Annotated in this window: 23 protein-coding genes; 9 read left to right on the forward strand and 14 right to left on the reverse strand. The window is 36.1% G+C overall.

Annotation, left to right across the window (positions count from 1 at the left end):
- Nucleotides 1–356 precede the first annotated feature (356 nt).
- From CQZ96_RS21210 to glnA, 4 genes are all read left to right on the forward strand, one after another.
- On the forward strand, nt 357–1,217 hold the full coding sequence (locus CQZ96_RS21210) for a hypothetical protein (protein WP_105714119.1): 861 nt from the start codon (nt 357–359) through the stop codon (nt 1,215–1,217).
- 1,064 nt (nt 1,218–2,281) lie between these two features.
- Nucleotides 2,282–3,223, forward strand: coding sequence for a hypothetical protein (locus CQZ96_RS21215; RefSeq protein WP_105714120.1), 942 nt, complete (start codon nt 2,282–2,284; stop codon nt 3,221–3,223).
- A 135-nt stretch (nt 3,224–3,358) separates the two neighbouring features.
- Nucleotides 3,359–3,892, forward strand: a complete 534-nt coding sequence (locus CQZ96_RS21220; protein ID WP_096735536.1) for a GTP-binding protein — start codon at nt 3,359–3,361, stop codon at nt 3,890–3,892.
- Between the two features lie 442 nt (nt 3,893–4,334).
- Nucleotides 4,335–5,750, forward strand: coding sequence for a type I glutamate--ammonia ligase (glnA, locus tag CQZ96_RS21225; protein WP_016539490.1), 1,416 nt, complete (start codon nt 4,335–4,337; stop codon nt 5,748–5,750).
- A gap of 191 nt (nt 5,751–5,941) precedes the next feature.
- Here the strand turns inward: glnA and CQZ96_RS21230 are convergent, their stop codons facing one another.
- The 5 genes from CQZ96_RS21230 to CQZ96_RS21250 form a co-directional block, all read right to left on the reverse strand.
- On the reverse strand, nt 5,942–6,349 hold the full coding sequence (locus CQZ96_RS21230) for a DUF3106 domain-containing protein (protein WP_004724554.1): 408 nt from the start codon (nt 6,347–6,349) through the stop codon (nt 5,942–5,944).
- On the reverse strand, nt 6,339–6,665 hold the full coding sequence (locus CQZ96_RS21235; RefSeq protein WP_105714121.1) for a hypothetical protein: 327 nt from the start codon (nt 6,663–6,665) through the stop codon (nt 6,339–6,341). Before CQZ96_RS21235 ends, CQZ96_RS21230 begins: the two co-directional genes overlap by 11 nt.
- A complete protein-coding gene (locus CQZ96_RS21240; RefSeq protein ID WP_035371023.1) occupies nt 6,658–7,272 on the reverse strand; it encodes an RNA polymerase sigma factor in 615 nt (204 codons plus the stop codon). The genes CQZ96_RS21235 and CQZ96_RS21240 overlap by 8 nt, the downstream gene beginning before the upstream one ends.
- A gap of 155 nt (nt 7,273–7,427) precedes the next feature.
- A complete protein-coding gene (locus CQZ96_RS21245) occupies nt 7,428–8,204 on the reverse strand; it encodes a TrmH family RNA methyltransferase (RefSeq protein WP_004724547.1) in 777 nt (258 codons plus the stop codon).
- A 112-nt stretch (nt 8,205–8,316) separates the two neighbouring features.
- A complete protein-coding gene (locus CQZ96_RS21250) occupies nt 8,317–9,291 on the reverse strand; it encodes a class 1 fructose-bisphosphatase (protein ID WP_004724544.1) in 975 nt (324 codons plus the stop codon).
- A gap of 175 nt (nt 9,292–9,466) precedes the next feature.
- On the opposite strand from CQZ96_RS21250, the gene CQZ96_RS21255 reads away from it, so the two are divergent.
- Both CQZ96_RS21255 and CQZ96_RS21260 read left to right on the forward strand, forming a co-directional pair.
- Nucleotides 9,467–9,652 (forward strand): NF038105 family protein, encoded by a 186-nt coding sequence (locus CQZ96_RS21255; protein ID WP_004724542.1) that lies wholly within the window; start codon nt 9,467–9,469, stop codon nt 9,650–9,652.
- A 79-nt stretch (nt 9,653–9,731) separates the two neighbouring features.
- Nucleotides 9,732–10,337, forward strand: coding sequence for an SMI1/KNR4 family protein (locus tag CQZ96_RS21260; protein ID WP_105714122.1), 606 nt, complete (start codon nt 9,732–9,734; stop codon nt 10,335–10,337).
- A gap of 162 nt (nt 10,338–10,499) precedes the next feature.
- Here the strand turns inward: CQZ96_RS21260 and pal are convergent, their stop codons facing one another.
- The 9 genes from pal to CQZ96_RS21305 form a co-directional block, all read right to left on the reverse strand.
- A complete protein-coding gene (gene pal, locus CQZ96_RS21265; protein WP_004822680.1) occupies nt 10,500–11,069 on the reverse strand; it encodes a peptidoglycan-associated lipoprotein Pal in 570 nt (189 codons plus the stop codon).
- Between the two features lie 51 nt (nt 11,070–11,120).
- Complete coding sequence (gene tolB / locus CQZ96_RS21270) at nt 11,121–12,404, reverse strand: Tol-Pal system beta propeller repeat protein TolB (protein ID WP_004724537.1); 1,284 nt, start codon at nt 12,402–12,404, stop codon at nt 11,121–11,123.
- A gap of 277 nt (nt 12,405–12,681) precedes the next feature.
- Nucleotides 12,682–13,128: a hypothetical protein gene (locus CQZ96_RS21275; protein WP_105714123.1), complete on the reverse strand. Its 447-nt coding sequence runs from the start codon at nt 13,126–13,128 to the stop codon at nt 12,682–12,684.
- 67 nt (nt 13,129–13,195) lie between these two features.
- Nucleotides 13,196–14,554, reverse strand: a complete 1,359-nt coding sequence (gene tolA / locus CQZ96_RS21280; RefSeq protein ID WP_105714124.1) for a cell envelope integrity protein TolA — start codon at nt 14,552–14,554, stop codon at nt 13,196–13,198.
- 3 nt (nt 14,555–14,557) lie between these two features.
- Nucleotides 14,558–15,007, reverse strand: coding sequence for a protein TolR (gene tolR / locus CQZ96_RS21285; RefSeq protein ID WP_004724530.1), 450 nt, complete (start codon nt 15,005–15,007; stop codon nt 14,558–14,560).
- Nucleotides 15,007–15,705 carry a protein TolQ gene (gene tolQ, locus CQZ96_RS21290; protein ID WP_004724528.1) on the reverse strand — a complete coding sequence of 233 codons (699 nt, stop codon included), beginning with the start codon at nt 15,703–15,705 and terminating at the stop codon, nt 15,007–15,009. The genes tolR and tolQ overlap by 1 nt, the downstream gene beginning before the upstream one ends.
- A gap of 24 nt (nt 15,706–15,729) precedes the next feature.
- Entirely contained in the window at nt 15,730–16,137 is a 408-nt protein-coding gene (ybgC, locus tag CQZ96_RS21295; RefSeq protein WP_004724526.1) for a tol-pal system-associated acyl-CoA thioesterase, read from the reverse strand.
- A 566-nt stretch (nt 16,138–16,703) separates the two neighbouring features.
- Nucleotides 16,704–17,609 carry a DMT family transporter gene (locus CQZ96_RS21300; protein ID WP_056517658.1) on the reverse strand — a complete coding sequence of 302 codons (906 nt, stop codon included), beginning with the start codon at nt 17,607–17,609 and terminating at the stop codon, nt 16,704–16,706.
- Nucleotides 17,606–18,184, reverse strand: coding sequence for a TetR/AcrR family transcriptional regulator (locus CQZ96_RS21305; protein ID WP_056517657.1), 579 nt, complete (start codon nt 18,182–18,184; stop codon nt 17,606–17,608). Before CQZ96_RS21305 ends, CQZ96_RS21300 begins: the two co-directional genes overlap by 4 nt.
- Nucleotides 18,185–18,477: 293 nt before the next feature.
- On the opposite strand from CQZ96_RS21305, the gene CQZ96_RS21310 reads away from it, so the two are divergent.
- From CQZ96_RS21310 to CQZ96_RS21320, 3 genes are all read left to right on the forward strand, one after another.
- Nucleotides 18,478–18,972, forward strand: a complete 495-nt coding sequence (locus CQZ96_RS21310) for a GNAT family N-acetyltransferase (protein ID WP_228722753.1) — start codon at nt 18,478–18,480, stop codon at nt 18,970–18,972.
- A 230-nt stretch (nt 18,973–19,202) separates the two neighbouring features.
- The gene (locus CQZ96_RS21315) at nt 19,203–19,700 is read left to right on the forward strand and encodes a GNAT family N-acetyltransferase (protein ID WP_105714155.1); all 498 of its coding nucleotides are present in this window, start codon (nt 19,203–19,205) and stop codon (nt 19,698–19,700) included.
- Nucleotides 19,701–19,864: 164 nt separating this feature from the next.
- Nucleotides 19,865–20,299: a hypothetical protein gene (locus tag CQZ96_RS21320; protein ID WP_105714125.1), complete on the forward strand. Its 435-nt coding sequence runs from the start codon at nt 19,865–19,867 to the stop codon at nt 20,297–20,299.
- Nucleotides 20,300–21,416: the final 1,117 nt, after the last annotated feature.

Genomic DNA, 21,416 nt, shown 5'->3' on the forward strand with positions numbered 1-21,416 from the left:
ATTATTTAATAAGTGATCATCTTGAAAACCATTTAAGCTTCTTTTATGTAGGAATAATTTGTCTGTTCATTCAAAGTAATATTCGTATTTTTTAAGTGTTTATATATGGTGGATTACTTTTAATTTAAAAGTTGAGTAAAGTTTGAATTAATATTTATATTTTGAATAAATTGGTTAATTATTTTTTAATAGGGTTGTTGAATAATTGCTTGACACTATTTTTAAATTGAGTTTATATGTTTTATTCGAATGCTTAATGATTTTATTAAGTGTTTTATAAGAAAATTGATGTAATTTTATTATGAATAGTATTTTTAAATAAATACTTTCTTGAATATAAGTATAGGAATGTCATTATGAAGTTATTTAATAAATCTATTTTAGTCGCTTTTTTAGGAATCGGATTAGTTGCTTGTGGTGGGGGGAGTGATAATAACTCGAACTCAAAAAATGATTCTAACACAAATTCGAACAATGGTTCTAATACCAACAATAATTCTACAGGGTCGATTGTTGAGAAGCTTGATACATCAAAAGCATATAGAATTATTTATTCTTTTCCTGAATCAAGTGGCTCATCCAATATTACTGCGGTTAAACAAAATGATATTGGCATTATTACTGAGTTTGGTGCATATAAATTATCTGGAACTATTGTTGGTAAAGAAATTTCAGGTAATAAAAATTATGCCATAGCTCGAATAGCTGGAGGTAATATAGATTATGCGGCGGATGGGAAAACTCAAACGACAGATGTTTCTAAATATGCGAATGGATCATATTATTATTTTGTATCTTCACCACTAACGCAAAAACTTGAATCTTCCTCAATTAAAAGAGTGAATTGTACAGATATAAATGCGACCCAAGCAAAAATAACAAATGATAAAAGTAATAATTACTTTGTTTCTCCGACTATACATAATGGAAGTGTTACATTAAACCCAGATGGAGAAATAGGTATTTCATTTACAGCTAAAATAGGAAGTGATGAAACTTCATATAACTCATCAATGAATTGGGTTGAAAATTTTAACGCTTATAACTCCTTTAACTTATTAGGAATAGAAAATCAACAAGGTCAATCAAGTAATATAGGTACATTTAATATTTCTAATAACGGTAAAAATAGCGTTGTAGCAGGCTCTATTTATAAAATTAAACTTAAGGATGGTTCAATCTATGAAGGAGCTATGTCGATGATATGTAATTACTAACGAATAGTTCTTAGCTCATTTATGAAAAGGCAAAGAGAAATAACGCTTTGCCTTCTTATTTAGGGTAATGTTCTTATTTATAATCTTGATTTTTATGTAATTTTAAAGATTTGGTGATAAATGGTGGTTGAGTTGATCTCTCTTGTGTTCTCGTTGCAAATAATTTTTACAAAATCTCTATCTAGCACTATCTCAAATAAAGCTAAAAATTTTTTAACTTTCTGGTAAGCCTTCCAATTTTTAATTCTTGCATAACATCATTAAATAGGTTCCTCTGATTAAAGCACTATTAAGAATTATCCTTTTCTCTTATCTATCGTTGATAAAATAAATTTCTTCTGTTGAAAATGCTTACACTACCTCTTACTTGCGTGCTTTAGGCAAACCTACAGCAGGGTACAAGGTAAGGGTAGATATCAAAACTCATCAATGTTTTTATTAAAACGAAAATGCCAAAACGATTGCCCACTTGGTTTGTCACCTTTAAAACAAAGCTCATCGCTATTTATCATCAATGTGGTAAAACGTTCATTCTCATTCAGTTCACTTAACACAACAATTTTGAACCCATGTTAACGAAATTGTTGCTGTTGAAGCTCTGGTTTATTCTTTAGACATTTTAGAGCACTGGATATTACTTATTTAATAAGCAGGGTAAGCCAATACACGCTAAAAACATCTATTGGATGCATGAGAATATAAGATTAATTGATCAAGTTAAAATAGATTTATTCATGTTATCGATATTAATATACAAATGTTATTAATATTTTTAAATAAAACATTTAGTTTTATTAAATTTGATTGGCATTATTTCTATGCTGAAATATCACTGATCTAACCTTGTTTTAAATTAATTTATTGAAATTTAAAGATATATATTACTTTTAATGTTTGGTTTTAGTTTTGTTTGATATTTTTTTTAATAACTATTCTTGTATTTTATACGCTTAATAGTATATTAAATTTGTACAATTTTTTTACAGCAAATATAGTGTTTTGTATTTTATTTTTCTATAAAAATGATAAACTGTTCACATTCTATGCGAGGCCATGGGGGCTAAATGAAAGAAGAAATAAAAATCGCTATATTCGGTTTGAGTTTAAATGTGCTCGATGCAATTAAGCAGAAAATACGATCTATGTATGATGACTCACTTCAAGTAAGTTGGGCGAATATTGCTGACCCTCATTTAGATATTCTTCTTGTAAATGATATGTTTTTTAGTTCGCCTACAATTCAAAATTTGGTTGGTGTAAAAAAAGTCCCTTATTTGCGTCTGGTCAATAAGAATGAAAAATCAGGGCAAATAGAAGGAGATAAATTATATTTACCTTTTTCTCCCTCAGATGAAATTCGAAAATGGTTTAAAGATCGCTATTTACATGTACCTGTCAGTGATAAAGCAGTCAATATTGTCAATCAGATTTCAAAAAAAGCCGATTTAACCAAGGTGGTTGCTGAGCTTTTTAATGAACGAAATGGCAACGTTCAAGTATTCGACTCAAAAGGCAACATCGCATTAGTTAATATTCGCACACAGCAAGTTTGGATAGACCCTTTACGAAAAGTGCAGGGAACGGATGTTTCTTTAAATTTTACTTATGCAACTATGCAAATGGCACAGTCTGTCAGTGCTTTTCAAGGTATAGAACTTAGATCTTGGGTGTGGAATTTATTGTGGTATTCAGATGATGTCAATATTCCAATCAGTTCTAACGATTGTTATAAACTGCTAGATTGGCCGCAACCGAATCATCAAAATGAACGGCAAATGGTTTTTAAAATTGCAGCGTGTTTTGAATTGGGAGCAAGTGTTTCCCAAGTGACTCAGAAAACAGGTTATAGCAAAGAGCAAGTCGCTAAATTTGTTTCGATTGGCATATTGACCAATGCGCTGAAAAAAATAGCGGTTGAAGATGCAAAATTACTCACTGAGGAAAAACAATCTTCAGGCATTTTACGTGGGTTTTTTGGTAAGTTAAGGAAAAAATTAGGGCTTTAAGTGTGTGAAAAACATGCGAATCAAATAAGGCTTGTAAAAATTAACCCTTAAATCAAGTTTGTTTAAACTGACACGATAAATAAATGCATAGTCAGTTTATATGATGCAGTGATAAGTTTAAAAATAGGTGATGATGTGATCTTACAAAAGTATAAAATTGTTTTTGGCGGTAAAATGGGCGCTGGTAAAACAGAAGCAATCAAATCATTATCTGAAATTTCAGTCTTATCTACAGAAGCACAAAATACAGATGAGCAAGCACACAGTAAAGCTTTGACCACTGTCGGGATTGACTATGGTGAAATTAAATTAGATGAAGGCGTTATTGTTGGATTATATGGAACACCAGGGCAGGATCGCTTTGATTTTGTTTGGTCAGTGATATGTAAAGGTGCAATCGGAGCGGTCGTATTGATTGACCATACGCAAAAAGATGCACTTGAAGATTTAAAATTTTACTTTCAAAGTTTTAAAGAACATCTCAATAATATTGTGGTTGGTGTGACCCATATAGATGAAAATCCGCAGCATCTATTAAAACCTTATAAAGATTGGATGCAATTAAATCAATTGACCATGCCAATTTTTGCGGTGGATGCCAGAAAAAAAGATGATGTATTGGTCATGGTTGAAGCACTTATTGCAAGAGCAGAAGTTGAATTTGGCTAATTGTCGATATAGTAGATCATAAATTATAAAATCCCGTTGTTGTAATGAGGGTTGTACAGAACAATGTTAAAGGCGTATACAGACTGAATACGCCTTATTTTAATGCTTTTGAAATAAAAAATTGCCATCATCTTAAAAAATAGCCGATAAAAAGTGTTGTTCGCGTAATATAAGCACCAAGATAAAACATTTTATTCAGTTTGCACAAAAATAGTGCGTTAAAATTGTGCGTAATAATTTTAAAATGAGAAGTGTGTTTGAATATGGTGCAATTCTATTTGCACTCAGTATAATAGATGGAATTTAATCGTTGCTAAGCTTATTTTCTGATAAGAAATTCAATATTTTAGCAATTATTTTAAAAGTTGGTATGCTACTTGCTATATAAATACCAACTACTAACACGCACTTCACAAGTGCAACAAAAATTCATTGGAGCAAAATGAGCATGGCGAACAAGGTCCTTCAACTCATACAAGAAAGTGGCGCAAAATGGGTCGATTTTCGCTTTACTGATACTAAGGGTAAAGAGCAGCACGTAAGCTACCCATCAGACACTATCGATGAAGATACTTTTGAAGATGGTAAAATGTTTGATGGTTCTTCAATTGCTGGTTGGAAAGGCATTGAAGCATCTGACATGATTTTACGTCCAGATCCTGAAACTGCTTTCCTTGACCCGTTCTTTGCTGAAGCAACCATCGTCGTTACTTGTGATGTTATTGAACCATCTACTGGTCAAGGTTATGACCGTGATCCACGTTCGATTGCTCGTCGTGCGGAAGAATACCTAAAATCAACAGGTATTGGTGATACTGCATTCTTTGGTCCAGAACCAGAATTCTTCGTTTTTGATGAAGTTAAATGGGACATCGATATGTCTGGCGCTCGCCATACATTAATCGCTGAAGAAGCTGCTTGGTCTACAGGTAAAGACTACGAAGCAGGTAACTCTGGCCACCGTCCTCGTGTTAAAGGTGGTTATTTCCCAGTTCCTCCAGTAGATTCTTCACAAGATATGCGTGCTGAAATGTGTGCACGTATCGAAGACATCATGGGCCCTGGTCGTGTAGAAGTGCACCATCATGAAGTTGCATCTTGCCAATTAGAAATTGGTGTAAGCTTCAATACGATGGTTCGTAAAGCTGACGAAGTTCAACAGTTCAAATATGCTGTATGGAACGTTGCGCATCAATATGCGAAAACAGCGACGTTTATGCCTAAGCCTATGGTTGGTGATAACGGTTCAGGTATGCATGTTCACATGTCTATCTCTAAAGATGGCAAGAACTTGTTTGCTGGTGATGAATACGCTGGTCTTTCAGAAATGGCGCTTTACTTCATCGGTGGTATCATCAAGCATGCGCGTGCATTGAATGCGATCACAAACCCTTCTACTAACTCGTATAAGCGTTTGGTTCCTCATTTCGAAGCGCCAATTATGCTTGCTTATTCTGCACGTAACCGTTCTGCTTCGATTCGTATCCCATACGTTTCTAGCCCTAAAGGTAAACGTATTGAAGCGCGTTTCCCTGATCCAATGATGAACCCATACTTAGGTTTTGCAGCATTATTGATGGCTGGTCTTGATGGTATTCAAAACAAGATCCACCCAGGTGAAGCAGCTGATAAAAACTTATATGATCTTCCTCCTGAAGAAGAAGCTAAAATCCCAACAGTTGCGCATAGCCTAGATATGGCACTTGAAGCACTTGAAGCGGATCATGAGTTCCTTCTTAAAGGTGGTGTATTCACAAAAGAAATGTTGGATGCATACATCGAGCTTAAAACTGAAGATGTACGTCGTTTAAATACGACGACTCACCCAGTTGAATTTGATATGTACTATAGCTTGTAATTCGTTTTCGAATTTAAGTGATGAAAAACCTGCCTTGTGCAGGTTTTTTTATGCATGAAAATTAGAAATTCAATATTTTAAAATTATGAGAGGGGAGAATTGTCAGTAATGGTGTGTTTGGATTTTGACGATGTTGAGTTTGAAGATAAAAAGCCAGTTAAACTGGCAATGAATAAAATTTAAAAATATGCTTAATGTGAACCTGTGATATTCTGTTGATATTTCACCATATATTGTTCACGAATTTCATTACGTTCATCAGATGTTGATGCTTTTTGCATTTTTTTACGCATTTCGTTGCGTTCAGCGGTGCTCATTTGCTGCCAGACTTCACGCATTTTTTGCTTTTCTTGTTCAGGAAGCTGAGTAAACCAATCCATGCGTTGTTGCAGTGCTGCACTTTGATCAGTCGGAATTTCTTTTAAATTTTGATAGCGTTTAATTAGTGCTTTTTGTTCGTCCTCAGAAAGGGCATCCCATGTTTCATTGACTTGACTGTTCGCATCTTTAGAAAAAATCCAAAAACGTTCAAATCCAGCAAAACTTGTTTGTAGAAAACCAATAGCACAAAATGCCAAAGCTAATTTTCTAGCTGCCATGAGAGTTTTTATCCTCACCAAATACAGACAACATATCTAAATCTTCCATCATTTGAGGTGAAAGTTTAGGACTAATCACCACTTGTTGTGGGGTTTGTGATTCTGGTGATATATCAAAAGCATTGGGAATCACAACAAAACCAGTAATTGCCGCTGCAAGCGCAAAACCAGTCATTTTCCAGTGACCAAAACGTGAGGTTTGTTTATCTTGGATATGATCAAGCACATTGTTCATCACCACTGCTTTATTGCGGTGATGACGTGCAGCTTCATCCAGTTTTGCCGTCACTTGTTTGGTGAAATCATCATTATTCATGTGATGAACCTCCATACGGATTTAAATGTGAGAGCGAAGTTCTTAGTCCTTGAATAGCTCTGTGATAATGGGTTTTTACACTACCTTCTGTACAGTTCATAATAGATGCAGTGGTTTGAGTATCAAATCCTTCCCAAGCGCGTAACATAAATGCTTGTTGCTGGCGTACAGGGAGGCGGCTAATGGCTTCTTGAATTTCCTCAACGGTGACATCTTGATCTAGAAATTGAAGTGGATTAGGTGTGGATTCATCCACAATTTCCATAGCCTCTTCATCATCAGAATCTAAATCAATTTTTCGAAATAACGAAAATGGAGAAGCGCGTCGTGCTTCTTTGCGTCGCCAATCTTGTAATTTATTATTTAAAATTGTATAGAACAGTGGATACCATTCTTCGGTAGATTTATCAGCATAAGATTTATGTAAGGAAATAAATGCTTCCTGTACCAAATCCATCGCAATCCCATTGTGACCTTGGGTTGCATTTTCCATCATCACTAGGGCACGACCCGTCACGTCCTGCATGAAAAAACGCAGGCGCTGCTCGCTCGTACTCGTTTGAGCACTTGCTGTTTCAGACTGTGACTTCTTTGGTGCTAAGTCCATAGAGATGGAAAATCCCGTCATGGGTACCCACCATTATTTTAAATTCATATCTCTATAACGTTAAAAAAATGGTTTGGGTTGACATGTAAATCAATTATTTTTTTCAGTTTAAATGATTTTTTCCAATAACGGGCAATATTTAAAATAAATTAACCTTATAGTCGTTGTCTAACCATTTCAAAGAAACAAATCGAGCCTGCAACTGCAACATTGAGGGATTCTTGACCACCAGGTTGCGGAATAGATACCGCTTCTGCGCGTTTAAGGGCAAAATCTGAAACGCCTTGACCTTCGTTACCTAGAATCCAAACACATTGTTTGCGCAGGTTTTTAGTGTAAAGGCTTTCTGCCTGATGCGAACTGGTGACATACACAGGAATTTTAAATTGCTTGAGTAGGTCTTCAAGGATCACGTTTTCATATGTGTGTAATGAAAAATGCGCCCCCATACCGGCACGTAATACTCGTGGTGACCATAATGATGCAGAACCTTTGGTACAGACAATTTGTTCAATACCCGCGGCGGCGGCTGATCTGAGTAATGTGCCAACATTGCCCGGATCTTGGACATTTTCAAGAATTAGCGTGTCTTCAGTAAAATTCAGTGCCTGAGTTGAACTTGGTAAATCCACAATGGCTAGACATGCAAGGCTGGTCCCAAGGGTACTTAAATCTTTGTATAAAGATTCACCCACCACAAACACGATACCTTGATATTGGTCAAGGATACTGCCTAAATCTTCATGATCTAAGGCATGTTCAGTGGTGAAAATTGAATTGATTTTTCGACCTTTTTCTAACCATGCAAGCGTAAGATGGGTTCCCTCAAGTACAGTTTGTCCCTGTTTTTTACGGTAAGTGTTTTGTTCAATTAAACCTCTGAGGTGTTTAATTTTGGGATTGTCTTTTGATTCAAGGAAAATTGTAGGCATGGGAGAGTACGTCCAAAAAATTAAGTAGGGTCTGTGATCATTCTATAAAGAAATTGCAACAGACCCTAGCTGGCGTTACTCCCTAAATAGAGAGTAAGAAAAGAGAGAAGAATTAGTTGTGGTAGCTGGTAACAAGCTCAACTTCATTCTTAGAACCAATGATAACAGGAACACGTTGATGTAACTCAGTCGGTTGAATCTCTAGAATACGTGTACGACCTGTAGTCGATGCGCCGCCAGCTTGTTCCATTAACATACTCATTGGGTTGGCTTCATACATTAAACGTAGACGACCTGCTTTTTTAGGATCTTTGGTATCGTATGGATATAAGAAAATACCGCTACGACATAAAATACGATGAATATCACCCACCATACACGCCACCCAACGCATATTGAAATCTTTTTCACGTATAGATGTTTTACCTGCTTGTAGTTCATCGATATAACGTTTTACAGGCGCTTCCCAATGACGTTGGTTTGATGAGTTAATCGCAAACTCTTTGGTATCCGCAGCAACTTGAATATTTTCAGAAGTGAGCAAGAATTGCTTTTCTTCAGGGTCGTAAGTGAAAAATACAACACCCGCGCCAACGGTCAAAGCCATCATTGTCGATGGGCCATAAAGCACATAACCTGCTGAAACTTGTTGAATACCTGCTTGCATGAAGTCTTCAGCTTGCGTTACGGCATTTTGAGCAGGAAGGATAGAAAAAATTGTTCCTACACACATATTAATGTCAATATTGCTTGAACCATCTAATGGATCAAATAAAACCAAATATTTGCCATTTTCTTGAGCTGGGGTAAATTCATCTAATTCTTCAGATGCGAGTCCACCTACATTTGGATTGGCTTTTAAAGCATCAATCAAATAGTCATTTGAAATCACATCAAGTTTTTTTTGCTCTTCACCTTGTACATTTTCATGTTGTGCACTCCCCAAGACACCAGCTAAAGCACCTTTCTGTAAAGCCTGATCAATGGTTTTGCAGGTATTTGCAATTGTTTCAATTACATTGGCAAGTTCAGATGTTAAGTTCCCTTGTTGTTGTTCTAAATATTGGGATAGGGTGCGATATGACATATCAGAGGTGCTCCAAAAGCGATAAATTTTTACAAACCAAATAATGGAGGCTATTTTAGATGAGTTCAGCACAAAATAGAAATTATCCTGTGTTATTTGTCGTGAAATTACCCTTGAAAGTATTTTAGAAAGTGTTATGTTGAATATACGTACAATAGCGTAAAGGAGCACTGACATGACAACGACAAAGTTTGAAGCGACTCCGACTCCAAATGAAAGCATTGATTTAAAAGATATTAGTGCTGAAAAAGTGAAAGAAGCATGGAAGAATTACGAAGCTAAGCCTGAATTCAAAGAATTCAATAAGCATGACATGATTGAATCTATGCAAAGCCCCAAGCCAGATGAGTCAAAGGCTTAATCAATAAAAAGCGTTCATTACTATATGAGCGCTTTTTTCTATTCATATATTTTATATTAAGCCCGAACAATAACGCTTCATGATAGAAATTGATCACAAAACAGACATTATCATTCCATTTAATAAAATTGGTGAACCAGAGTGGGATGTTAAAACTCGCCTAATTTTAGAATCTCTTGCTGATTTCAATGATGATGAGATTGTACCTGCAATGGATGATGAGCAAATTTTAAAACTTGAACAGCGTTTAAATTGTCACTTACCTGAATCTTTAAAGATCTTCTATCAACACTTTGGGATTGCTGATATTGGTGAACAATTACAGCAGTTTGATGATATTGGCTACTTAAAAGATATTTGGGCAAATGCACCGCAATATGCGCCTGAATTTAGTCAGACCGATTTAGCAGTTTTACCTCATCTGATTACATTTAGTGATTATCTTGGTAATGGCAATATGTTTTGCTTTCATGATATCAGCAAAGAAATCTATTACTTTGATCATGACGACACGCCTTATTTAAGTAAAATATTGGACTGTGTGGATGACTATATTAAAGGTTGTCTGATTTTAGTGCAGTCTGAGTTTTTTGCTGAAGCACATCCAGATGAAGTGGATGAATGGGTAGAGGAAAGGTTTATTGCGTTATTTAATGAGCAAATACTCAAGAAATGGCGTTATTAATATAAATTACCATTGAACATTCTAAGCAGTTTCTTATTTTACTTTACTAAATCAAGACTTTATCTTGAAGTGGAAAAGCGCTGAATGAGAAGAATTTCTGGTAAAAATGCCCAATTGAATTGGGCATTTTTTATGGTCTATTTTAATAATGCAACTTTGGCATTATTTTAAAAGAGGAGGAACGGCTTCGTAGTTGATTTCAACACGGCGGTTTTCTTTCCAAGCAGCTTCATCATGACCAGCATTGATTGGCATTTCTTTACCGTAGCTTACCGCTTCTAATTGGTTTGCTTTAACACCATTGGTGATCAGGTAGCTTTCAACGGCTTTAGCACGACGCTCACCTAAAGCCATGTTGTACTCACGCGTACCACGTTCATCTGTATGACCTGTTAATGCCACTTTAGAGTTGGCATTGGCAATCAAGAACTGCGCATGTGCTTGTAGTGTTTGGTAGTCATCATTGGAAAGATCACTACTGTCATAATCAAAATGTACCACACGTTTTGCTAAAAATGCTTTATTGGCTTCAGTCACGCCTTTAGATGAAGCACCATTTAAGTTTTGTGCATTTAAAGCAGCATCTTCACTTAAACCACTGGTATTTACTGTCGTTGCACTATTTGGATTGGTTCCTGATTCTACAGTGGCAGCAGGTTTACGGCTTGCACAACCTGTCATCACCAAGCTTGCTGCTAATAAGGGTAAAGCTAGATATTGAATTGACTTCATGTTGATCTCCGGTATTTCAATTTTAAATAAGTGATTTACATCTTGATTAAATTATTTAGGGGCCCAAGCCGGTTCACGTACTTCACCTTGTTCACTTGGTAAGTTCATGCGGAAGCGACCATCTGTAGACATGATTGCCAATAAGCCACGATTACCCTCACGTGTTGCATAAACTACCATTTGCCCATTTGGAGAAAAGCTTGGTGATTCATCTAAACTTGTTGGTGTCAAAATATTGGTGATACCTGTAGAAATTTCCTGAATGGCAACTTTGTAGTTACTACCAGAAGGGCGGTGTACCAATGCCACATATTTACCATCGGCACTTAATGTACCGCGTGCATTAAATGCACCACGGAAAGTTAAACGTTTGGTCGAGCCGTCATCAAAACTATAACGGTAAATTTGTGCTGATCCACCACGGTCAGATGTGAAAATAAACGATTTTCCATCTGGAGCATAACGTGCTTCTGTGTCAATTGCGCTATCGTTGGTCATGCGCTTCACTTGACGTGAATCTAAATCCATTTGATAAACTTCAGGATTTCCATGCATTGACGCAGTAAACAGCATTGATTTCCCATCAGGAGAGAAACTTGGTGCACCGTTTAAACCGCGAAATGCAGCGAGTTTTTCACGTGCACCTGTGGCTAAATCTTGGATATAAATAGCAGGGCGCTTGGTTTCAAATGAAACATATGCAATTTTTTTCGCATCTGGCGTCCAAGCAGGTGAGAGAATAGGATCTCTTGAACTTAATACCGTTTTAGGTTGCTCACCATCGGTATCTGCAATTTGTAAGGTATAACGAGTCTCTGGTGTTGCAGGGTTACGTAACACATAAGCAATACGTCCAGTGAAGTCGCCTTGAATCCCTGTAAGCGCTTGATAAATTGCGTCACTGATCATATGTGCCGCAGAACGTACACGTGATGCTGGAATCGAGAGCAATTCATTTAATAGGAATTTCTGCTTTTCAACATCATAGAGTTGGTAATGTACTGCCAATGAGCCATCTGCATTGGTTTTAGAGTCACCTAAAACCACATAAGGAACCCCAGCCGCTTTCCATGCTTCCGCATTTATATTGTTTATGTTTGCAGTTGCAGGAAGATTTTTTGATGAACTGGTAAAGCGCCCAGAGCGATTTAAATCTTGTTCAACAATAGGGTAGATAGATTGATCATTACTAAATGGAATGATGGCAATTTTAGGTGCAGATTCAGGTGCTTTGGCAATTTCTAATTGCAATTGTGCATATGATGTGGTGATCAATGCTGGACTAAATGCAACAATAATTGCGAATCCTAATAGATGTTTAGGCATGATTTTCATTGGACTTCATGTACTCAAATATCAATTTTTAACTATGCTTAGCTTTGTAGCACAAAGACATGATTTTAATCTATATAAAGCATGTAATTGTGAACAAAAGATTATCATTGAACAGATTTACTAAAAAAATTAAATTCAAATTTATTACACCAATGAATTTCGGCTTGATCTTTGGGCGTTGTAAATGGCGCAGTTTTAAAAATTACTTTTTTATAGATTTGAGAACAATGTCGTTGTTGCTGCCATTAAAATATATTATTTCGTGCTCAATAGAGACTTATTCAACACGGAATTTGATGCGAATCACTTTTAATAATTGATTGAGCGATGACTGTTTAGACATTTCAAAAGGTGCTGTTTGCTGAATCGCCGTTTTGATTGCGTTTGAAAACGTTTCGCTGTCCTGTTCTGTGATTAAAATATCTTTTACATTCCCACTGTCATCTAAGTAAATAATAACATCGGCATTTTCTTGGATGATTGTTAAATTTCTCAACTTTTTAACAATACGATTGACTCTAGCGGTATTTATCTGCTGAGCCATTTGACTTTGTAGAAGTAATGCTTCCGTTGTTGGTACAGACGGTTTTTTTTCGTATGACGCAGAAGGTGGGTGTTGTTGCGTATTTACTTCAAGTATTTTTTCTTGCTCGATATTTTTTGCAAATAATAACGCGGTTGGAAAAAATAATGAAATTGCTACAAATATGGGGTTAACTCGCATTTGATTTTTCCGAGTGATTGTTCTTGCATTAAATTACACCCTGCCTTGGCAGGGTGTAATTTTAAGATTATTTCACAGTAAAATTTGCACTAAAACTTCGTGCTTCACGTCGTGCATCTGGATCAGATGGCATCGGGAAAGGTGCAGCATTGCGAACTGCTTGTTCCACACTTGCTTTTACATCTGGGTCTGATGCATTGACAATGATCGAGGCCACAGAACCGCTATCCGTTAGTGTGACACGAGCTGTTGCCTTTTGACCTGTTGAGCCAGCAGGCATACGCCAAGCATTCCGAACTTTACTTTCAAAGTCCTTTTTCGCAGAAGATGCAACTTTTCTCGCTTCTGCCTTTTTATTTGCAGCAGCTTCTTTGGCTTTTTCAGCAGCAGAGGCTTTTTCTTCATCTAATTCGCGTGCTAGATCAGCTTTACGTTTTGCGTCCGCATCCGCTTTGGCTTTTGCCGCGGCATCTGCCTTGGCTTTTGCATTAGCATCCGCTTTAGCTTTTGCAGCAGCATCCGCTTTGGCTTTTGCAGCAGCATCTGCTTTAGCTTTTGCATTAGCATCCGCTTTGGCTTTTTCAGCAGCGTCCGCTTTGGCTTTTGCATTAGCATCTGCTTTAGCCTTTGCATCCGCTTTAGCCTTTGCAGCGGCATCTGCTTTAGCTTTTGCATTAGCATCCGCTTTAGCCTTTGCAGCAGCTTCTGCCTTGGCTTTTGCAGCAGCATCGGCTTTGGCCTGTTGGGCCTTATCTGCGGCTTCTTTTCTGACTTTTTCAGCAGCTTCTGCTTTGCTTTTTGCTTCGGCATTGAGTCTTGCGAGTCTAGCTTTTTCTGCAGCATCCGCTTTGGCTTTTTGAAGCGCCTCTTGCTTGGCCTTAGCTGCTGCATCTGCTTTAGATCTTGCTTCAGCTTCTGCCTTAGCTTTCTCAGCAGCATTTTTAGCCTGCTTTACTTTTTCAGCTGCCTCTTGTTTGGCTTTTTCCGCAGCATCTGCTTTAGCTTGAGAAAGTTTTAAGGCTTTTTCTTGTGCTGCTTTAGCCGCTGCCATAGCCAATTGCTGTTCTAATGCGGCTGCCTTGGCCTGTTCGGCAGCTTTTTGTGCATCTATCGCCTTGGTATCTGGTGTGTTATTTGCTTCAGTTGGAATTTCTGGTGCAGTTTGATCGGGTTCCGCTGTTTGCTGAGTATTTTCTGCAACCTTGCTATCTGCTGTTTCAGTGGCATCAGTTTCTACTAAAGGCTTGGGTTCAGGCGGTGGTAAATCTTCAGGCTTAATTAAAACGGTTTTAATTTGCTTGGGTGGCTCAGGTGGTTGACTTAAACCGAGAAAAAGTAAGCCAGTAATCGCCACCACATGAATACCTAAGGTAAATCCAAGTGCAATCGCTTTTTCTTTAGATTGTGGCTTTTGAATATTTTTCATAACTTACTTTACAGACTCTGTCAGTAAACCCACTTGGCTTAAACCAGCATCTTGCAGTGTAGACATGAGTTTCATGACTTCACCATAAGGGCGTGATTCACTACCATTGATCAAGACACTCAATTGCTTGTTATTTGCTTGAGCCTGTTGCTGATTTTCTGTAAGTACTGTTTTTAACTCATCTAAAGTTAAAACCTCATTTTTATGGTTTTTGTCTTCAAGTTTAATCGTACCATCTGCTTCTAAAGTCACGATGGCTGGTCGGTCTTCAGATTGAATCGGATTATTGTTTGCTTGAGGTAAATCAACTTTAACACCCGTGGTAATCATGGGTGCTGTCACCATAAAAATAACCAATAAAACCAACATGACGTCGATATATGGAACGACATTCATATCACTTTTTAAAGGTTTTTTGACGCGTTCAAAACGTCCAGAACGTTGGATTGTCATTATTCATCTTCCTGTGTAGTTCCCACAGACTGACGTTGTAATAGCGCCACCATTTCTTCTGCAAATAATGCACGATCTGAATAAATTTCTTCGCCTTTTGCAGTGTAATGGTTAAATGCTAGTACTGCTGGTATTGCAGCAAATAAACCAATCGCAGTTGCAATCAATGCTTCAGCAATACCTGGTGCAACAGTGGCTAAGGTAACTTGTTCAACCTGAGCTAAGCCAATGAATGCACTCATAATGCCCCAAACAGTACCAAATAAACCAATATAAGGTGCGACAGAACCGATACTGGCGAGAGAGCTTAAGCCTTGCTCTAAACGGCCTTGATCACGACTGAGTCCTACACGCAAGATACGTTCAGTGCCTTCAATCATCGATGCAGTTTCTGCATGGCGTTTTTTAAGTTTTAAAAACTCACTTAAACCTTGATAGAAAATATCTTCTAAACCGCTTCGCTTAGAATTAAGCTGAGCATTGTTATATAAGGTATTGAGTTCAGCACCAGACCAGAAGATTTTTTGGAAGTGCTCATCGCCTTGATGTGCTTTCTTATAGCCCATATGCAACTTGGCAATCAAATACCAACTAAAAACAGATGCGAGTACTAAGATTAGCATCACCAATTGAACCACAGGGCTCGCTTGTAAAATTAAATCAGAGATGTGTAAAGAAGATTCTAGTTGTGTTGCCATAGTTACATGTGCCAAAAGTATTTTTTATTCGTGAGCTAATTCTCGAAGAATTAAATCACGGATTTCGTCAGGAATTCTACGAGGTTTCATATCTGTACTTAAACATGCCAATTCCACCTCGCCAGAAGCAAGCATGATTTCACCACGATATATATTCTGTTGCAACACAAATGACGAAGCTTTACATGAAACTACACTTGCTGTAACAGTAATAAGATCGTCCATGAGTATAGGGCGAGAATATTTCAATGCAATTTTATGCACGACAAAATTGTAATCTTTTTGATGCCAATAGTGGTCAATACCGGATGCACGTAGCCATTCTGTCCGTGCACGTTCCATAAAGCGGATATGATTGGCATGGTATACGATACCGCCAGCATCTGTATCTTCGATATATACACGGATTTGGAATTCGAATTTATTACTCATGTTGCTATGCATTCCTGTGTTGTTTATTGCATATCTATCAATTGCTTGCCAGTATTTACTTGCGCTGATTCAATTTCAAATCAGTCAGTTAAAAAAACAAGAGCTTTTTATATTGCTGATCTGATTGCTTGATTGAATTTTACGATATTTATAAGTGAACCTATCAACTATACCAAAAGCATCTATGAGATGTTTTGAGAGAAACGGAAATCTACATGAACAGCGGACTGGTTGCTTGAACAGTACGTGTATATAAGCTTTAGAGGCTATATTGTAGAAAAGTAAATTGATTTGCCGCACTTATAAATTTGCACAAGAGTTTAACCCTGACTTTGGCGCGAATTTTAGCACAAGGTCTGCTTTCTCAAATGGCACAAGATTACAATCCGAATGAGGAGAATAAGGGTGAAGGAGATTGGGTTAGGGGATTCTGTAAATGAAGTGGCATTACTGAGTTTAGTATTGCTCATAGTGATATTCTCGAAAGTTGCTTTACAGTATATCACGCAGTGGCAAAAGCAGCTGATGCATAAAGTTTGAGTGAAGCATGGGTCTCTGAGTGAGGGCTACTTAGTTTTAGAAAGAAGGGCTAAGCACAATGAAATAAAAATCATGCCGATCCAACCAATTGGTGCTAATTCTTCCCCAACTAGAGCAATAGCTAACACTGCAGCAACTAATGGCTCAAATAACGTTAAGGTAATGGCTTTACTTGCTGGAACAGTTTTTAATCCATATCCAAATAATACATAACCTAAAAACATTGGAATGAGCATCATATAACCAACAACATAAATATTTATATTTTCATCAAACAAATTTCCACCGGTAAAAAATAAAGTAGGCAATAAAAATAGAGATCCAATACCAAATATTAAGCCCATTGATGCTTTTGAATCTATACCTCTGTCTATGAGTTTTTTTGCAATCCAAGAATATAAAGCATAGGTAAGTCCTGCCAGTGCTCCTAAAAATATTCCTAGAATTTGACCGTTATTTTGGATCTGTTCTGATGAAATTGATGAATGACTCTCTCCAAGTGATAATAAAATTACACCACTAATACCCAATATAAAACAAATAAACCATTTAATCGAAAGCTTTTTATGATCAAAGAATCTTTCTAAAAGGGCTGTAAATAGGGGTGCTGTGCCAATCGAGACTACTGTCCCGATTGTAATTCCCGCCAAATGCATTGAAGAATAAAATGCTAATGGATAAATGAAAACAGAAATGACACCTATAGCAAGGATGACTAAATTGGAATTTATCTGAGCTATGTTATTTTTAATGCTTTTTCGAGCTAAAATTGCTTGTAAAAGGCCACCACCACCCATAGCTGCTGCGCCAATCGCGAGAGGACTGAGATTTGGAGCAAATGTAGCTATTGTACCTGTAGTTCCCCAAAGAAATGCCGCTGAAAGAACAGCAATAAAACCATAACTAGAAGGATTAGAAATTGAGTGACTCATGGAGCGAGCTCTTGTTTTAAAATACTAATTACAATGTTTTTGGCTGATATTATTTTTTGACTAGATCCTTCTAAACCAGCTCTAGCAATAGAACCCTCTAAAATAAAAGAAAACATTAATGCTATTTCGTGAGCTTTTCCATGATCTGAAATAAGCAGTGAGAGTTGATTTAAAATAATATTTTCAATTTCATCTTTATGTAATTTTATGGCCCATCTCTCATCACTATTAGCAGGAAATTCAGCAGCTGCATTTAATAATCCACATCCTCTAAAACCTTTTTCATAAGCAAACTCAGCATGATCTTGATATGCATCAAAAACAGCTAAAATGCTTTCAAGAGGTGATTTAGCTTGAGCATTCCTTTTTTCATATAGACCAAGCCATTCCTGATGTCTAGTTTGAATGTATGACGAGATTAGAGCGGATTTAGTTGGGAAGTTGTTGTACAGTGACATTTTCGCAACACCAGCCCTATCAGTAATTGTATTTATTCCTGTATTAGCAATCCCATTGTTATAAAACAATGTAGATGCTGCATCTAAGATTTTTTGTTTAGCAGATTTATTTTTCATATTTGAAATTAGGTAGACCGATATACCTAATATAGCCTAGTATGCTTAATCTCAACATTTTTATTTTGTAAGTAATCTTAGGAAGCCGAGTGGTATAATTTTTAGATAAGGCCTTGCCCTAAACTCTTAAAATGAGAGTCAGGGCAGGGTAAAGAAATCACATTATGGATCATTGATACTGTTGCGAAATACAATGATTGTAGTACTTCGAATGATTCGAAGAGTAAAGCGCTTAAGTGAGAGTTAAATTTTTTATTTTGTATAATCTTTTAAAACATTGGGATAAAGAGTAATTGTCTGATCTTAAATTATATTCGCTAAACAAGAGCGCTGTTACACTTGTTAAAACTCAATTTACTGACTTCGAAGCGCTTGTCGCTATTCGAATTGAAGCAATGTCTGAAAGCCTTGAGCGTCTTGGTCGCTTTGATCCCATACGTGTCCGAGAGCGTTTTCGAGAAGGCTTTACTCCTGAGTTTACTCGTTATATAGAAGCTTTTGGTGAGAGAGTAGGCTTCGTGGTTGTTAAACCTTATATCGATGGAATGTTACTTGACCATCTCTATATTAAACCAGGTGCACAAGGTATGGGCATAGGTTCTGTAGTCCTTCGTCATATCTTCATGGAGGTGGATGTAATTGGCTTGTCATTGAAAGTAGGAGCTCTAAAAGAGAGTGCTTCAAATCGATTTTATACTCGTCATGGTTTTCAATTCGTGGAAAGTAGTGAATTTGATAACTACTATGTTCGTCATTATGGACAAAGCGGTTTGGGGTTGGATATTTGACCTACATCTATTTATCGTTTAGGAAGATAAATAATTTAGAACGAGCTGATGCAGAGCGAATTGATAAAGAAAAATTAGATGAAGTATGGCTCTTAGAGTGAAGACTATCTCGTAAAAAAGCTTATTAATTTACACAAGTTTGAATGAGTGGTTGAATTACAGTTTCTAAAAATTTTGATAAGTGTTTTATGCTAAAGTTAAATCATGTTAAATTTTTAAAATATAAGTATATGTTAAATATCGAAATTAAAATTTTAAGTAAAAATGAGCTTAAAGATTTCAGAACTATCAGATTATCAGCTTTAGAAAAAGCGCCAAAAATGTTTGGATCTACTTACACCGCAGAGGTGGAGAAACCCTTAATTTTTTTTGAAGCTTGTTTATCAAATTCAACCGTATTTGGTGTATATCATAAAGATGAAATTATAGGTTTAGCCACATTTACAAAACAAATTTCAGCAAAATCTTCTCATAAAGGATATTTAACAAGCGTGTTTATTGAGCCTCAATTTCAAAAGAAAGGCGTTGCTACTCGGCTACTTACTTCAGTTGTAGAATATAGTAAAAAGCATGTTGAACAAATTTTACTTTCTGTTGCAGATGATAACAAGGCAGCTGTTCATCTCTATAAAAAATTTGGTTTTGAAACTTATGGAATTGAAAAGAAAGCTTTGAAAGATAATGAAAAATATATTGATAATATTTTGATGAAACTATTTGTGTTGTAGTGTTTTACATCAAATTCTACATAATAGTTTATACCAATGACATAATGATACCTTGCCATAAACTCTAAAATTGGAATCAGGCCAAAAGCAAGATGACGATACCACATCTGTTCGTTGTACTATTTTTACCAGTCTAGACTATTTAAACTCGATAGGTACTACCATTGTTACTCAATAAAATTTTTAATCTATTCTATATAGGTACGGTTTGTTTTATTTCTAGTGGTTGTACTTCTAAAGTAGATTTAGAAAGTAGAATCTCAGAGCAATCTACAAATCAATTAAATAATGAAGTTGTATTAGTTACATATCAAAAAGCAACTAATGGTTCTAGGTTAACTTTTACTGCTGGTACTCTTAAACCCATAAACAATTGTATTTATCTTTCAAATAAAAAGGGGGATATCCCAATTGTTTTTCCAAATACATTTCAAGTGAAAAATAATTTCGTTTCGAATGGAGATATAAAATTTCAAATAGGTAAGGAAGTAAAACTTATTGGTCATGCTACTTCTGTAGAAAATGCATCTTCCATTTTAAAAATTCCTAGTAATGATTGTTTTAAAGAGAAAAAGATGATTTGGATTTTTGGTCAATGATTATTCGGTGCATTTTACAATGAGTGAAGAGCTTTGAATCATGCGAAGAGTAAAGCTCTTAGGTGAGGGCTTTATTGCGATTTAATGGTAAAGCCTCATAAGTATTAGTAAAGATTTCTTTCTTTAAGAAAGTTTTGAATTGGGTAATATAATCTACAAAAAAGGATTGTTATAAAAGAGAAGAATAACCAATCTAGTTTAAAAACCCCACCATTTGAAAAATTATAGGTCTGCATAGCTATTTGAATAATAAACAATATGCTGAAGAACATAATTCCTCGTTTGGTAATCTTAAGTTGATTAGGAGTCATGTTTTTTCCTATTTATGGGATATACCTATTTTTTAAATTATAACTAATAAAAATAAGAATAGCATTTGCGTATCGTGTATATAAAATTGAGTTTTAATAAAAAAAGCCCACCTAAGTGAGCAATGCTGGACATCATTTCTAGTTATTGACCATTCTCTTCAATGGTCAAATTCAGTATATCTTGTTTTATTTTGGATAAAAACGCAGCAAAACGGTTGGTTATATTCGATCCTAGTTTTAAACTAGCCTCATAATCTCTGTGGATCTTTGGTAAAGGTATAGTGATTTCCACTACACCTGATACTCACAATTTGAGTATCTGAAGATAACCACACTAAAAGTGTAGTCAATAAGGGTATGTTAATTGTGCGCACTCTTTCAACATAGGAACCAATATTCACCATCATCAACACTGACCTACTCAAGATTGGTTAGTGACAAGTATATCCAAGAGTAAATACACCCAAAATCTGCATTGTAATTTCCACAACATAGGTGTCATTCAACAATTGGGAAAATCACCATAGCTGGATTTTTAGCTGATTATATTCAGATTGGTCTAGAAATCTGAGTTTGTAAAAGTAGACCCATAGTAGACCAAAAATAGACCGCTAAATATTTCCAAATATTGCTTATTAAAGTTGAATTTATATAACCTATTGAATCTATTGGTTTAATGTTTTGTTTGTTAGTTCTTATTATTGCTTGATATTGTTAGATTCTATATAAGTTTTAGAGTTTGGAATTCGAATTTATTGCTCATGTTGCTATGCATTCCTACGATTGACTAATTAAAGCTCGTTTGT

Origin of the sequence: Acinetobacter sp. MYb10, from assembly GCF_002980175.2 — a bacterium.
Lineage (GTDB): Bacteria > Pseudomonadota > Gammaproteobacteria > Pseudomonadales > Moraxellaceae > Acinetobacter > Acinetobacter guillouiae.